This is a genomic window from Streptomyces sp. NBC_00647 (genome assembly GCF_045207245.1).
Taxonomy (GTDB): Bacteria; Actinomycetota; Actinomycetes; order Streptomycetales; family Streptomycetaceae; genus Streptomyces.
Window position 1 is genome coordinate 8,726,554 of the sequence record NZ_CP109040.1, and the last position, 14,183, is coordinate 8,740,736.

11 protein-coding genes are annotated in these 14,183 nt (G+C 69.0%); 5 read left to right on the plus strand and 6 right to left on the minus strand.

What is annotated here, in order from left to right:
* Nucleotides 1-91: 91 nt before the first annotated feature.
* Nucleotides 92-355, minus strand: a complete 264-nt coding sequence (locus tag OG788_RS38265; RefSeq protein ID WP_406375561.1) for an SHOCT domain-containing protein — start codon at nucleotides 353-355, stop codon at nucleotides 92-94.
* Nucleotides 356-549: 194 nt separating this feature from the next.
* Between OG788_RS38265 and OG788_RS38270 the strand changes: the two genes are divergently transcribed.
* Together OG788_RS38270 and OG788_RS38275 are read left to right on the plus strand one after the other, a co-directional pair.
* Nucleotides 550-3,360, plus strand: coding sequence for a heavy metal translocating P-type ATPase (locus OG788_RS38270; protein WP_406375562.1), 2,811 nt, complete (start codon nucleotides 550-552; stop codon nucleotides 3,358-3,360).
* Nucleotides 3,361-3,661: 301 nt separating this feature from the next.
* Complete coding sequence (locus OG788_RS38275) at nucleotides 3,662-4,540, plus strand: universal stress protein (protein WP_406375564.1); 879 nt, start codon at nucleotides 3,662-3,664, stop codon at nucleotides 4,538-4,540.
* A 194-nt stretch (nucleotides 4,541-4,734) separates the two neighbouring features.
* Here the strand turns inward: OG788_RS38275 and OG788_RS38280 are convergent, their stop codons facing one another.
* The 5 genes from OG788_RS38280 to OG788_RS38300 all read right to left on the minus strand — a co-directional run bounded on the left by OG788_RS38280 (nucleotide 4,735) and on the right by OG788_RS38300 (nucleotide 11,101).
* A complete protein-coding gene (locus OG788_RS38280) occupies nucleotides 4,735-7,176 on the minus strand; it encodes a SpoIIE family protein phosphatase (protein WP_406375565.1) in 2,442 nt (813 codons plus the stop codon).
* A gap of 426 nt (nucleotides 7,177-7,602) precedes the next feature.
* Nucleotides 7,603-8,850, minus strand: coding sequence for a ricin-type beta-trefoil lectin domain protein (locus tag OG788_RS38285; RefSeq protein ID WP_406375566.1), 1,248 nt, complete (start codon nucleotides 8,848-8,850; stop codon nucleotides 7,603-7,605).
* Between the two features lie 137 nt (nucleotides 8,851-8,987).
* Nucleotides 8,988-9,680, minus strand: coding sequence for a VanZ family protein (locus tag OG788_RS38290; RefSeq protein WP_406375567.1), 693 nt, complete (start codon nucleotides 9,678-9,680; stop codon nucleotides 8,988-8,990).
* A 280-nt stretch (nucleotides 9,681-9,960) separates the two neighbouring features.
* Nucleotides 9,961-10,326: a cupin domain-containing protein gene (locus tag OG788_RS38295; RefSeq protein ID WP_406375568.1), complete on the minus strand. Its 366-nt coding sequence runs from the start codon at nucleotides 10,324-10,326 to the stop codon at nucleotides 9,961-9,963.
* A gap of 124 nt (nucleotides 10,327-10,450) precedes the next feature.
* Entirely contained in the window at nucleotides 10,451-11,101 is a 651-nt protein-coding gene (locus tag OG788_RS38300) for a DUF4230 domain-containing protein (protein ID WP_406375569.1), read from the minus strand.
* A 214-nt stretch (nucleotides 11,102-11,315) separates the two neighbouring features.
* Here OG788_RS38300 and OG788_RS38305 point away from each other — a divergent pair, with 214 nt between their 5' ends.
* The 3 genes from OG788_RS38305 to OG788_RS38315 all read left to right on the plus strand — a co-directional run bounded on the left by OG788_RS38305 (nucleotide 11,316) and on the right by OG788_RS38315 (nucleotide 14,024).
* Nucleotides 11,316-12,077, plus strand: coding sequence for a class I SAM-dependent methyltransferase (locus OG788_RS38305; RefSeq protein WP_406375570.1), 762 nt, complete (start codon nucleotides 11,316-11,318; stop codon nucleotides 12,075-12,077).
* Between the two features lie 54 nt (nucleotides 12,078-12,131).
* On the plus strand, nucleotides 12,132-13,037 hold the full coding sequence (locus tag OG788_RS38310) for a hypothetical protein (protein WP_406375571.1): 906 nt from the start codon (nucleotides 12,132-12,134) through the stop codon (nucleotides 13,035-13,037).
* Between the two features lie 201 nt (nucleotides 13,038-13,238).
* Nucleotides 13,239-14,024, plus strand: a complete 786-nt coding sequence (locus OG788_RS38315) for a helix-turn-helix domain-containing protein (RefSeq protein ID WP_406375572.1) — start codon at nucleotides 13,239-13,241, stop codon at nucleotides 14,022-14,024.
* Nucleotides 14,025-14,183: the final 159 nt, after the last annotated feature.

The following is a 14,183-nucleotide window of genomic DNA, read 5'->3' on the forward strand; positions in this document are numbered from 1 at the left end:
CAGGGAACCCTGCGATGAACCGAGGACCACGGCGCCGACGACGACCACGGCGGCGAGGGCGTACCTGCGCAACCAGCGCGGTCAGCGCGTTTCAGGGTTTTGTGAGAGGTCTGGCGTGCAGTGCGTTCAGGCGGCGTTGGTACTCGTCCTCGTCGATCTCCCCTCGGGCCAGCCGCTCACGGAGGATGTCCTGGGGGGAGGGCGTGGCCGGGACGTGGGTGTTCTCTTGGGGCTGGTTGAGGGTGCGGAAGAGCAGCACGGCGACTGTGATGATCAGCGCCCAGAAAAGGATCATGCCGGCCGACATCGCGAACCAGCCCCAGCCGCTGACGTCGTGGTCGTACCAGAACATCATCGTTATTCACCTGCTTCGGCCTTGTTCCGTGGCCAGATGAGGGGCACCCAGCGACTTCTTGCCTTCACCTGCATCGTTCCGCTTCTGGGTGTGGGGGGCTGGGGCCGAATGGTCCAGGACCAGTAGGCCATTGCGCCCTCAGGGGCGGCCGGGTACAGGCTGGAGAGTGAACCGGCAAGGGAGGCGAGGAGTTCATGGGTGCTCTCGAAATCGTCGTCGTCCTGGTCTCGGCCGTCCTGATCACCGCGCTGGGCTGGTATTTCTTCGGCCCTCGGCGCGCCGGTGCCGCCCGGCTGGAGGGCGGGGTTCAGCGGGTGGAGGTCACGGTACGAGGTGGCTACAGTCCCGACCTGATCAAGGTCCGCCAGGGCATCCCGGTGGAGCTGGTCTTCGACCGGCAGGAGGCAGGCGAGTGCACGTCCCGTGTGGTCTTCCCCGATCTGAAGGTCGGTGCTGGCTTGCCCGCCCACAAGCGCACCACCGTGCGGCTGAACCCCGACCGGCCGGGCTCCTTCGGCTTCGCCTGCGGCATGAACATGATCCACGGCACGCTGCTGGTCGAACCTGTGGAAGCCTCCGCACAGCCTGCCTCGGACGGTCATGGCGCCGCGGCCACGCCTCCTCCTGTTGCTCCTCCTGCCGCTGGCGGCAGGTCGGCAGGTGAGGAGCGGACGGCAGCCGAGTCGGAGGCCGCGGATGTCGCAGAGCGACAGGCAGAGATCAAGGACCTCACCCGCAGGGTCCTGGTGGGAGCGGTCCTCACTGCCCCGGTGCTGTTCGTGGTGATGGCGCACGAACTCTTCGGCGCAGACTGGGTGCCCGGTTGGATACTGAATCACTGGCTGCAGCTGGTGATGATCACGCCGGTGATGTTCTACACCGGGTGGCCGATCCACGTGACGGGCTGGCTGACCCTGCGCCACCGGGCCGCCGACATGAACTCCCTGATCACCCTCGGCACGTCTGCCGCCTACGGCTACAGCCTGCTGGTCACCCTCGTCCCCGGCCTGCTGCCCGAGGACGTGCGGGAGGTCTACTTCGAGGCCGTCGGCGTCATCCTGACCCTGATCCTGCTCGGGCGACTGCTGGAGGCCCGGGCGAAGGCCGGCACCGGCGAGGCCATCCGAGCCCTCCTGGGCCTGCAGGCCCGCACCGCCCGCGTCGTGCGGGACGGAATCGAGACCGAGATCCCGGTCGAGGACGTCGTGGTCGGCGACGAGCTCGTCATACGGCCAGGAGAGAAGATCCCCGTCGACGCCGAGGTTGTTTTGGGCTCCTCCGCCGTCGACGAGTCTATGGTCACCGGCGAGCCGATGCCCGTCACGAAGCGCAGCGGCGACGTCGTCGTCGGGGCCACTGTCAACGGCACCGGATCCCTGCGGGTGCGAGCGGCCAAGGTCGGCGCCGACACGATGCTCGCCCAGATCATCCGCCTCGTGCAGCAGGCCCAGGCGTCCAAGGCCCCCATCCAGCGGCTCGCCGACGCCGTATCGGCGTACTTCGTGCCTGCGGTCATCGCGATCGCGATCGGCACCTTCGCCATCTGGTTCACCCTGGGCCCGTCCCCCGCGCTGACCCTGGCACTGGTCTCCGCGGTCGCGGTGCTGATCATCGCCTGCCCGTGCGCGCTGGGCCTTGCCACTCCACTGTCGGTGATGGTCGGCACGGGCAAGGGAGCCCAGGCCGGCATCCTGATCCGCTCCGCCGAAGCCCTGGAGACCGCGCACAAGCTGGACACCGTCGTGCTCGACAAGACCGGCACCGTCACCGTCGGCAAGCCCGTCCTGACCGACGTCCACCCCGTCCACGGGTTCGACGAGACAGAGCTGCTGCGGCTGGTCGCGGCGGCCGAGGCCGACAGCGAGCACCCACTCGCGCGGGCCATCGCCAACGGCGTCCACGACCGCGGCCTCAACCCGCCCACAGCGACCGGCTTCGACTCCGTCACCGGCAAGGGCGTCCAGGCCACCGTCGACGGGCACACCGTCGTGGTCGGCACCGCCCGGCTGCTGAGCGACGTCGGCATCGACGCCACCGCACTGACCCCTGTGGCGGCCGCTCACTCCGCCGAGGGCAAGACCCCCGTCCTCGCCGCGGTCGACGGACAGCCTGCCGGCGTGCTTGCCGTCGCCGACACCGTCAAGGACGACTCCGCCGCCGCCATCGCCGCCCTGCAGCGCATGGGCATCGACGTCGTCATGCTCACCGGCGACAACACCCGCACCGCCGCCGCCATCGCCACGCAGGTCGGCGTCACCCGGGTGCTCGCCGAAGTGCTGCCCGAGCACAAGTCCGACGAGATCCGTCGCCTGCAGGCTGAAGGCCGCACTGTCGGCATGGTCGGCGACGGCATCAACGACGCCCCCGCCCTGGCCGCCGCAGACGTCGGCCTGGCCATCGGCACCGGCACCGACGTCGCCATCGAGGCCGCCGACATCACCCTGATCTCCGGCTCACTCGGCGGAGTTGTCACGGCCATCCAGCTGTCGCGGGCCACGATGCGCAACATCCGGCAGAACCTGTTCTTCGCCCTGGTCTACAACGCCGTCGGCATCCCCCTCGCCGCCGGCGCCCTGTACCCGCTGTGGGGCATCCGCCTCAGCCCGATCATCGCCGCCGCGGCCATGGCGCTCAGCTCCCTCTCGGTCGTCACCAACTCCTCCCGGCTGCGCCGCTGGCACGCTCAGCCGCTGCCCGATGCCCGGCCCGCCCAGATCCAGCCCCGTGCCGAGTACGCCGCTGCCCGAGCCCCAGTTGTCGGCACGGCCGCCCCGGCGGGCCACGGGCACTACCAGTCCACCTCCGCAGGCAACGGCGACAGCATGGTCGCCGACCCGGTGTGCGGCATGCGGGTGGACAAGGCGACCACCACCGAGCACCGGCAAACCGAAAACGGCACCTGCCACTTCTGCTCCGCGCACTGCGCCGCCATGTTCGACGCCGACCCTGACCGCTACACCGCTCCCACGGCCGGCGGTACGCGCGAGGGAGACGAACGCCCATGACCACCGTCGCCAACCGCGCCCCGCAGGAAGTCGCCCTCGGCCTCCTCGACGACCACGTGCGCGGCAGCGTCACCTCCCGCACCGCGTGCCCCACGGCTGGGCGCGCTCTCGTGTGCGCTCGGCCGTGCCCGCACGCGAGTCGAACATGACGAGTCGGGTGGCGATCAGGACTCTGCCTCATTCGGCGACGGTGATCGCATAGGGCCGTTCGGCCCCGCCTCGGGACGAACGGCAGCTTCCAGAGCTTTGCATGCGGTGTCAGGGTGGAATGGCCTTGAACCTTGGAGGGATCATGGTTGCCGTGCACGGACCGATCACTGTGGGGGCGGACGGTTCCGAGGGTGCCGCACTGGCGGTGAGGTGGGCCGCCGTCGAAGCCTCATCCAGAGGCGTGCCCCTGCACATCGTGTGCGCCACTGGCCTCGATACCTGGGGCACGGAACTGGCCCGCGACTCCGTGGTCCAGCGGGTCCTCGGTGCAGGTCTGAACACCGTGGAACGTGCGGCTGCACAAGCGGAAGACCAGGCCCCTGGCATCCGCGTCACCTCCATGGTCAGCCGCGACGCCGCTGCCGCGGCGTTGCTCGGCGAAGCGGGTGACGATGGTCTGACGGTGGTGGGTACCCGTGGAGCCGGCGGATTCTCGGCGCTCCTGCTCGGCTCAGTGGGACTCCGCGTCGCCGCCTGCGCGACCGCTCCTGTCGTCGTGGTGCGTGGCACGCCCGGTCACGTCACCACAGACGCCGTGCTGGTCGCCGTACGCGACGAGCGTGACCTCGACGTGATGCGGTTCGCGGCGGAGACCGCCTACCGCCACAAGGCCTCGCTGCGTGTGCTGAGCGCCTACACCTACTACCAGTACGCCGGGAGCATGGTGCCGATGCTCGGCGACCTCACGGAGGTCGCCGAGGAGCAGGCGAGTTCCATCGCCCGCCTGATAGCACCTGTGCGGGACGAATATCCCGACCTGACGGTGACCAGTGAACTGGTGCGAGCCCAATCCCCGGCCGGTGCTCTTGTCGATGCGTCCGCTCACGCGGATTTGGTTGTGGTCGGTGCCCGTCGGCCGGCGCACAGGCTCGGCACGCCGTTGGGGCACGTCGTCCATGCTGTGCTGCACCATGCGCACTGCCCCGTGGCGGTGGTCCCCTACGGTGAGCGTCAGAGCTCCGGTGACTGACCACGCTCACTGGTCCGAAAGGGCTCGTGTCGCCAGGCAGTGACGTGACCGATCGGATCCCTCGAGTCGGTTTTCCTCTCGGTTTTCCTCGAGCGCTTCGACTCTGCGGCGCGAACACGTGTTTGTGCGGCTGTCGTGAGTGTTCAGGAGGAACGGCAAGGAGGGGGGAGGTCCAAGTTTGTTGCCGGCAGTCCTCACGGCCGCTCGTTCGGTATGCCGATCTCGGCCCAGATCGCCTTTCCTCCGGGCAGATGGCGCGTCCCCCAGCGTTCGGTCAGCTGGGCGACCATCATCAGGCCGCGCCCGCCTTCGTCGAACATACGGGCCCGGCGCATGTGCGGGGCGGTGCTGCTGCTGTCGGACACCTCGCAGATGAGCGCAGCGCCGCGGATCAGGCGCAGCTGGACGGGAGGGCCCCCGTAGCGGATCGCGTTGGTGACCAGTTCGCTCACGATCAACTCGGTCGTGAAGGTGACCTGGTCCAGCCCCCAGTCCGTCAGGCGCTGGGAGACCTTGCGCCGAGCGTCCGCCACCGCTGCCGGATCGGAGGGCAGGTCCCAGGTGGCGACCTGGTCCGAGTCGAGGGACCGGGTACGTGCCAGGAGGAGGGCGACGTCGTCCGACGGCTGCGCGGGGAGCATGGTCTGGATCAGGTCGTCGCAGGCTGCATCCAGTGAGCGCGCGGGGCGTTCCAGGCGTTGCAGCAACAGTGTCATGCCCTTGCCGATGTCGTGTTCGGCGACTTCGAGGAGGCCGTCCGTGTACAGCGCCAAGATGCTGCCCTGAGGTACTTCCCATTCGACCGATTCGAAGGGGAGACCGCCCACGCCCAACGGAGGTCCGGCAGACAGCTCGATGAAATCCGCTCTGCCGTCGGGCGTCACCATGGCCGGCGGGGGATGGCCCGCGGCGGCGGCGGTGCAGCGGCGCGACACCGGGTCGTAGACCAGGTACAAGCAGGTGGCGATGAGATCGCTGGCGATGTCGGGTTCCGACTCCGCGGCAGTGCCTTCCTCCGTCTTGAGGTGACCGACCAGGTCATCGAGATGGACGAGGAGCTCCTCGGGAGGCAGGTCGACGTCGGCAAGCGTGCGCACCGCAGTCCGTAGCCGGCCCATGGTGGCTGAGGCCCGTAGGCCGTGGCCGACGACGTCTCCGACCACCAGGGCGACGCGGGCGCCCGACAGGGGTATGACATCGAACCAGTCGCCGCCAAGCCCTGCCTGGGAGCGAGCCGGCAGGTACCGATGAGCCACCTCCACGGCATCCTGGGCGGCCAGGTGCTGCGGAAGCAGGCTTCGCTGCAGGGCCAGTGCGGTGGTCCGCTCGCGGGTGAAACGGCGGGCATTGTCCACGGCGACGGCAGCGCGAGCGGCGATCTCCTCAGCGAGAAGCAGATCGTCTTCGTCGAAGGGGTGCGGGCGCCGGTGGCGCACGAGCACGGCCACCCCGAGCGTGATACCTCGGGCGCGCAGCGGTACGACCAAGATCGAGTGTATTCCGAAGGCGCGGACCTTCTCCGCGCGCTCGGGGTCTGCCGTCTGCCAGCTGCCGACGGCTTCGTCCAGGGTGCGGTGCAGCGACGAACGGCCTGTGAGCAGGCAGCGGATGGGAGGTGAGGACGCTGGGTAATAGTCCACGTCTCCAGGCTGGATCAGCGACTCGGGTACACCGGGCAGCACGGACTGCTGAGCAACGCGGCGCAGCCCGATGGAACCCTCGTCGAAGGGTCTGGGCTCGAAACCACGCAGCAGTGAGTCCAGCAGGTCGATGCTGATGAAGTCGGCGAGTCGGCCCACTGCCACGTCGGCCATCTCCTGGGCCGTGCGCGTCACGTCCAGAGTGCTGCCCACCTGCGTGCTGACGTCATTCAGCAGAGCGAGCCGCTCTCGGGCCAGGTGCAGTTCAGTGATGTCGAGCGCCATGAGCTGAACGTGGCGCACCTCCCCTGCCGGGTTCCTGACGGGCGCCACGGTAACGGCCCAGTAATGTCCGCGGGCTTCGGGGTGTGGTCGGCCACGCACTTGGAAGAACTCCGGCTCTCCCGTCTCGAAAACCCTGCGCATGCCCTCTTCGACCTTCGTGCAGATGTGGGGAGGCAGGATGTCGGTGACACGCCGACCACGTATCTGCCGCTCCGAGAGGCCCAGCGCGCGGACCGCCCCGGCGCTTCCGCGCAGAACCCGCAACTCGGCGTCGTAGATCATCACAGGCAGGTGGCACTGAGCGAAGGCTTCTTCTGTCGTCGCCTCGGCCTCAACCGGATGTGGCGCCCGACGCGGATACGGCCGCTGCGACGGCGTGGCTACGATGAGCCACTGTGTGCCGCCCTCGCGGTCGAGCGACGCGTAGGCCCGGAGCTCGGCTTCCACATCGTGGCCGTCCCGGTGCCGCAGAGGGGGCGTCCCCCGCCACCCCTCGTCGGCTGACGAGAAATCGACCGGGGTGTCGGCATTCCGGCCGAGCAGGCCGGCTGCCGGACGCCCGACGACGTCCTCGGACGGGTACCCGAGAAACTGCTCGGCACTGGTGCTCCACCCCGTCACAATCCCGCGCGCATCCACGACTGCCGTGGCCGCGGTGACCGGATCCGGAAGGTGGCCGTCTCCGAGGGGGCCGGCGTTCTCCATGTCCATTCATCGCCCATCCTGCCCCCGGGCTCTCGGGTCCCGCAGAGGCACAGCAGAGCAGCGGCGCGGCCCACGTGTCGTCCCGTCGCGTCGACTCCCTTCTCACTTGTATCTCTCCTCACCGGCAGACGCAGGTCGGCGGGTGCACGCGAGGGGACGCCGTACGGGGCTGCTGCCCCGGTGGACCGAGACGTCCGGCCTGCGGCCACAGGACTTCTGGCTGGTGTCTGGAGGGCCGCTTGTGGCGGCCCGTCCGAACGAGGAGCTGCTGGTCGAGGATGCTGACACCGGCGCGATCGGCCCGCCGACAGACGCAGTTGATCAGCGTCATCAGCGAGCCGATCTGGCCGGGGTCCCGGACGACCGCAGGTGCCAAGCCGCTCCACCTGTCAGCAACGACGGGGATGCGTCCTGTCTCGACCCGGCGGTCTGTCAGCCGACCGTCCACTTCTGGTTGGCTCCGCCGGAACACGACCAGATCTGCAGTCGTGTGCCATTGGCCGAGTTGTTGCCCGTGACATCGAGACACTTGTTGGCCTGCGGGTTCACGATGTCGCGCGCCGCGGTGACCGTCCATTTCTGGTTGGGGCCGCCATTGCAGTCCCACAGTTGGACCGTGGAGCCGTCCGCCGTGCCGTTGCCGGTGACGTCCAGGCACTTGCCGAGCGCGCGGATCGTGCCGTCCGAGGACACCGTCCACTGCTGGGCGGCGGTCCCGTTGCAGTCGTAGAGCTGTACGGGCGTTCCGTTGGCCGAATTGGCGGCGGCCACGTCCACGCACTTGCCTGCGAGGCCCTTGATCGGACCGCCGGTGCCGCCGGAGCTGTCGCTCGTCGTGACCTTCACCTCGTCGACGACGAGCTGCTGCGGGAACGTGGTGGAGCCGTCGGGGTCGCCCGGCCAGTACCCGCCGACCGCGAGGTTCAGGATCAGGAAGAACGGCTTGTTGAACACCCAGCTGTTTCCGCCCAGATCGGCGGGCGTACGCCGCTGGTAGACCGTTCCGTCCACCGACCAGGTGATCGTGTTCGGTGCCCAGTCGACCGCGAAGGTGTGGAAGGCGTCCGCGAAGGCCTGGCCGTTCGGCAGGGTGTAGCCGGCGCCGATACCGCCGGACCCGGAGTACCCCGGACCGTGGATCGTGCCGTGGACGGTGGACGGTTCGAAGCCGACGTTCTCCATGACGTCGATCTCACCGGAGTTCGGCCAGCCGACCTGTCCGATGTCGCTGCCGAGCATCCAGAACGCGGGCCACATGCCCTGCCCGCGCGGGATCTTCATCCGGGCCTCGACATGGCCGTACGTCGACGTGAACTTCCCGGAGGTGTTCAGCCGGGCCGACGTGTACTGGCATGTGCCGTACCAGCACTGGTAGTTGGCCGGATTCTCCTTGCGGGCCGTGATCACCAGATGGCCCTGGCCGTCCAGCGCCGCGTTCTTGTTGCCCGAGGTGTAGTACTGCCGTTCATGGTTGTTGACGTTGTCGCCGGTCTCTATCTGCCACTTGGACGAGTCGACGGCCGAACCGGCCGCACCGTCGAAGGTGTCCTGGAACGTCACGGCCGCCGCGGCGGCCGCCGGACCCGCGTGGGCGGGAGCGACGACGGCCGAGGCGGAGGCGACGAGTGCGGCGGACAGTGCGGCGAAGAGGCATCTTCGGAGCAGGCGTGGGGAGTCCATGACTCTCATTTCCGTACGGCTACCCGGGGGGAGAGTGAGCCGACTGAGGTGGGGGGTGCATGCTTCGCCTCTTGATTTAAGAAGTGAGGTAAGGGAGTGTCAAGACTCTGGTCCGGACCAATAGTTGGGGTGATGTCTCAGGCGCGAAGACGCTTCCTCGGGTGCACCGCCCTGCCGAACCGGCGCCCCAGAAGCAGGTAACCCACCAGCGCCCCGGTCGTGTTGAGGATGACGTCGTCGATGTCGAAGGAACGCCCGGTGATGAGAGCTCCCTGAACGAGCTCGACCAGGAGCATGACCGCCGCGGTGAGCGCGAGGACGCGCAGGATTCCGCGGGTCTTCGGAGCCACCACGGGGAGCAGCACTCCGAAAGGCACCCCGAGCAGGAGGTTCCCGCCGATCTGCTTGACGGCGTCGCGCAGCTCCGGCTGGTCGAGATAGGCCCGCAGGGAGCGCCCGGGGTGAAGGTTGTCGTGGATCAGCGCGGTCGACGCCGGTGAGGGCTCCAGCGTCAGCCGGGCCAGTGCGACCGCGAAGGCGACCATGGCCGCGAAGGCGATCAGCATGGCCAGCAGCCGGAAGGGCAGCGCCAGGGCACTGGGCTCTCGTGCCGGTGCCTGTGCCGACGTCGTCCGTCGGCCGAAGAAGGACCGCGACTTCTGCGACGTGCCCCGCTCGGACTTCGAGGCCCCCTTGCCCCGCTCGGGCTTCGACGCCGACTTCCCCCGCTCGGACTTCGGCGTCGACTTCCCCCGGTCCGATCCTGACTTCGGTGCCGATTTCCGGCGACCTGCCTTCGCGGCACGCGTGCGCAATGCGGTGCGGACCATGCGACCCTCCCCTTGTCGAACTGCCCTCTGGTGCAGCCCGGATACCCCCGATGGGGCCGAGGATGCCCAGGACTCGGCAAAGGGGAGGGCTTTTGCGGCAGCGCCATGACCCCGGCGTGGTCAGTGCCGCGACGGGGTCGCGAAAGGGCAGGTCAGCGCCGCGAGAGGGCGTGATGACGCGGTCCGGTCCGTGCACGGGAGAATGCAGTGGACGCGGTCCGGGGCCGCGCCACGAGAGGCCAGGATGACGCGGTCCGGCCCACGGGGAGTAGGTCAGGCTCTAGGCGTCCTTCGCCTTCGCGTAGTCGGTGGCCATGCCTCCCGCGAAGTCGTACACGACGACCTGTTCGTCACCCACGACCCACGCGTCGTGCCCGGGGGGACAGACGAAGACGTCGCCGGGTCCTACCTCGCCCTCGCCGCCGTCGTCCATGACGAGGTGCATCCGTCCCTGTACGACATAGCCGTTGTGGTGGACCTCGCAGCTCTTCGTCCCGGCGATCGGGCCCACGGACTCGGACCAGCGCCAGCCCGGTTCGAAGGTTCCCACGGCGAAGTCGAGCCCGCTCATGTGAACCGCTTCGAGGTGGCCGCGCGGGAAATCGCGTCGCTCATCGGGCTTGTCGACCGTCTTGATCTCCAGCATGACGGTTCCCTTCCTTGCCTCCTTCCATCGTCTGCCCGCACGGACGGGACTGCCATCCGGGGACCGCCTCCGGCGCCGGGTGCGACCGCGTGATCGCCCCCGGCGCCGCCGGTGCCGCCCGGACTCAGGCACCGTAGGTGACGGTCACCTCCTTGAAGCCGAGAGAACGCAACAGGCCTTCGAGCATGCCGGTGGTGTTCTCCTCGGCCCGCGCGGTCAGCCGGCTGTCCTTGGCGGCCGCGCCGATGTGCTTGGCAGCGAGCCGCTGCACGGCCCGTTCGTCGTTCGGGTTGCCCGAGAAGATGTCGCCGATCCGGTCGAGCAGACCGCGCTGCTTCGAGACGGCGTAGGAGTGGTCGGGATCGAGTGCGGGTTTGCCCAGCGCAGCGTGCGGCAGATGGAGCGTGGCCGACGTGCGGTCCTTGTCGACCTTCACGTCCTTCTCGCCGAGATGGCCGAGATCGACATAGGCGTCGACCGTGCCGGCCCCCACGTACAGCGTGCGGGTGCCGCGGATCGCGTCGGGCAGGTACTTGGCGTCCTTCTCCAGGTCCACGACAACCTGGAAGTTGCCCGAAGCGGCGTCGTAACGGCTCATGTCCTGGATCGACTTGAGAAGTGTGGGGCCCGAATTGTCGCGTGTCTCCGTGCCGAACACATCGCGCAGTCCCGGCAGAACGGCCAGCCGCAGCCCGGCGAAGAGCACCGCGAGCACCAGCACGAAGGCGGAGACCACCTTCGCCCAACCGGGCATGCGCTTGATGGACGTCGTCATGTCGACGGTCCTCCTTTCAACCGTCCGTGTACCCGCCAAGCCCCCTGACAGGCCGACTGGTTGGGCCGGGGAAGGTTCGCTGCCGGTTCGCTGCCCACGGAGTACGAGGGGGCTGGTGGTGGACGGGGCGCAGCTGGTGGCCGAGTGAGGTGAAGGCCATGACGAGGGCGGCGACGGCCGGCGGGAGGGAGCTCAGGCACAGTAGCCTCGGGCCATGCCCGAGACCTCGGTGGCACAGTTCTACGACGGACTGGCCGACGACTACCACCTGATCTACGCGGACTGGGACGCCGGTATTCGCCGGCAGGGGGACGCCCTTGACGCCCTGATCGGCGTGGACCGGGCAGCGGTGTTGGACTGTTCGTGCGGCATCGGCACGCAGGCCATCGGCCTGGCGCTGCGCGGGCACAGCGTCACCGCGACGGACCTCAGTCCCCGCGCCGCCGCCCGCGCTGCCCGTGAGGCCGCCCTCCGGAATGTGACGCTGCGCGCCGCCGTCGCCGACATGCGGCGCCTCCCCTTTCCAGACGCCCGGTTCGACGCCGTCGTCTGCGCCGACAACTCCCTGCCCCACCTTCTGACGGAGCAGGACGTCCATGCCGCCCTGGTGGAGATGCGCCGGGTGCTGCGTCCCGGCGGACTGCTGCTGGTCAGCACACGCCCCTACGACGACCTGCTGCGCAACCGCCCCGTTTCCACGCCTCCGCAGGTTCACCGGCCCGCGGATGGGCGAGAACGGACCGTCACCTTCCAGCTCTGGCACTGGCACGAGGACGGCGAGCACTACGACGTGGAACTCTTCCAACTCCTGTCGGCAGGCGGAGAGTGGCGCGTCCAGGTCCACCGGACCACCTACTGGGCGCTCAGCCGGAACCGACTGGCCGTCCTTGCGGCGGACGCAGGCTTTGTGGATCCCGGGTGGCGGATGCCGCAGGAGACAGGCTTCTTCCAACCGCTGCTCTTGGCGCACGCCTGAGCATAGGTGTCTCCAGGACAGATTCTCCGGATCACGCCGGTACGCTTCCTCGTCATGCTCACAACAGCGCTCAGATCTGTCCTCGGCGGCGCCGCTCTCGCCGTCTTCCTGGCCGCCGGCACCGGCTGTTCGTCCGACTCCGGCAACGGCGGTGACAGCTCCAAGGTGCTGGAGGGGCTGGGGGCCCTGGCCGACGACAACGGCACGAGCCAAGTGACCTACCTCGACGCCGCCAAGGTGCGTGAGCTGAGCAAGGGCGATGAGAAGCGGTTCGCCTCTGTCGGCCAGACGGGCAGCAGCCTGCTGAACGCGTACGAACCCGGGCCGTGGGGGCAGGACTTGAAGGTGACCCAGATCGACACGGCTGTCGACACCAAGGGCGCGGGCCGCTGGGAGGGCTCGTTCGACGCGGCCGCCATCACCGCATCACTGAAGGCGAACGGCTACAAGCAGCGCGAAGACGACGGCAGACGGACCTGGGCGCATCCCGGTGGCACGGGGGTGTCGTTCCAGGTCTCGCAGGACGAGATCTCCTACTCCGCCCAGGGCGACACCCCCATGGCGGCCGTCAACCCGAAGGAGGGCGCCTCGCTGGCCGACAAGAAGGACTACCGGCGCGCAGTCGAGTGCCTGGGCGACGTCTACCGTGCCGACTTCAATCCGCTCACCTCCACCAAGCCGGTGCGCTTGTCCGCCCTCGGCCAGCGGGCTGCCTCCGCCGCCAAGAACATCGAGACGCTCTGCCTCGTGGTCAAGGACGAGGCGACCGCCGACCGCGTCGCGGCCAAGCTGCGTTCGGTCGTCCGCGCCAAGTCGGCGAAGTTCGACGGCACGAAGGTGACCATCGAGAAGGGCGACCAGCCCGTGGTGCGTGCGGTCGTCCCGGACGGGGCCACACAGCGGCCGGGCCGACTGATGATCTCCGACGTGGACCTGTGGATGGCCATCACGGACCTTTGAGTCGCGAACGCCGGCGCTGCGCGGCAGAGCAGCCTCAACAGCCCTAGCCCAACAGCCTTAGCCCAACAGCCCTGGCCCTGGCCCTAGCCCTAGCCCAGGGTCAGCGCCAGTCAGCGATGCGGGCGCGAGGGCGTGGTCGGGGGATGAGGTGACACGGCCGGGACAGCCTTTCGGTCCGAACCGTCGGTAAACTGGCCACCTATGCCGAAAACCCGCCAAGCTTCCTCGCGGCCCCCTGCGCCGCACCCGACAACGCCCACCGGCGCAGGCCGGCTTCCGCACGGCTACCGCCTCGACACGCACTCCCATGGCGATGGTCAGCTGGTCTATGCGGCCGCGGGCGCGGTGGCCACCACGACCGAACGCGGGACCTGGGTCGCTCCGGCCAACCGGGCGACGTGGACGCCGCCCGGCTTCGAACACTCCCACCGGTTCTACGGCGAGACCGACGTCCGCCTGCTCACCATCCCGGCCGACCTGTGCGACACGTTGCCCGCCCGCCCCAGTGTGTTCACCGTGAACCCTCTGCTGCGCGAAGCCCTCCTGGCGCTGACCGGGCGGGCAGAGGCACGACCGGGGGCTTTCGGGCGGCTGCTCGCGGTGGTGATCGACGAGGTCGCCGAGACGCCCGAGCAGTCGCTGCACCTGCCCGAACCGGCCGACGACCGCCTGCGCGCCGTCACCGATCTTCTGCACGCCGACCCCGGCCGGGCCGCGACCCTCACCGAGCTGGGGCGTGCCGCCGGGGCCGGCGAGCGCACCCTGAGCCGCCTGTTCCACACCGAACTCGGCATGAGCTTCCAACGCTGGCGCACCATCCTGCGTATCCACCATGCCCTGGTGCACCTCACCGCCGGCCGGTCGGTCACCGACACCGCGACCGAGTGCGGGTGGTCGAATCCCTCCGGCTTCATCGACGCCTTCACCGAGGTCGTCGGCCAGACTCCTGGCCGCTATCAGGCGGAGCTGCGCGGTCACGCGAAGTAGCCCCCGAGGAACTTGGCGGCTTTTCGGTATCTGGAGTTCATTCACCGGTTGGTGGAGGCGTCGTCGGCTTCCACAGTGGTGGTCAGAAAGGCGAACCATCACAAGGCGGCACACCCGTCCCTGCTCTGCCAGGACCGTGTGCCGCCCGCTTCCGAGAAG

Coding starts and splice junctions, on each gene's coding strand:
- OG788_RS38265 (WP_406375561.1), bottom strand. CDS start 355: ATGATGTTCTGGTACGACCACGACGTCAGCGGCTGGGGCTGGTTCGCG.
- OG788_RS38270 (WP_406375562.1), top strand. CDS start 550: ATGGGTGCTCTCGAAATCGTCGTCGTCCTGGTCTCGGCCGTCCTGATC.
- OG788_RS38280 (WP_406375565.1), bottom strand. CDS start 7,176: ATGGACATGGAGAACGCCGGCCCCCTCGGAGACGGCCACCTTCCGGAT.
- OG788_RS38285 (WP_406375566.1), bottom strand. CDS start 8,850: ATGGACTCCCCACGCCTGCTCCGAAGATGCCTCTTCGCCGCACTGTCC.
- OG788_RS38290 (WP_406375567.1), bottom strand. CDS start 9,680: ATGGTCCGCACCGCATTGCGCACGCGTGCCGCGAAGGCAGGTCGCCGG.
- OG788_RS38295 (WP_406375568.1), bottom strand. CDS start 10,326: ATGCTGGAGATCAAGACGGTCGACAAGCCCGATGAGCGACGCGATTTC.
- OG788_RS38300 (WP_406375569.1), bottom strand. CDS start 11,101: ATGACGACGTCCATCAAGCGCATGCCCGGTTGGGCGAAGGTGGTCTCC.
- OG788_RS38305 (WP_406375570.1), top strand. CDS start 11,316: ATGCCCGAGACCTCGGTGGCACAGTTCTACGACGGACTGGCCGACGAC.
- OG788_RS38310 (WP_406375571.1), top strand. CDS start 12,132: ATGCTCACAACAGCGCTCAGATCTGTCCTCGGCGGCGCCGCTCTCGCC.
- OG788_RS38315 (WP_406375572.1), top strand. CDS start 13,239: ATGCCGAAAACCCGCCAAGCTTCCTCGCGGCCCCCTGCGCCGCACCCG.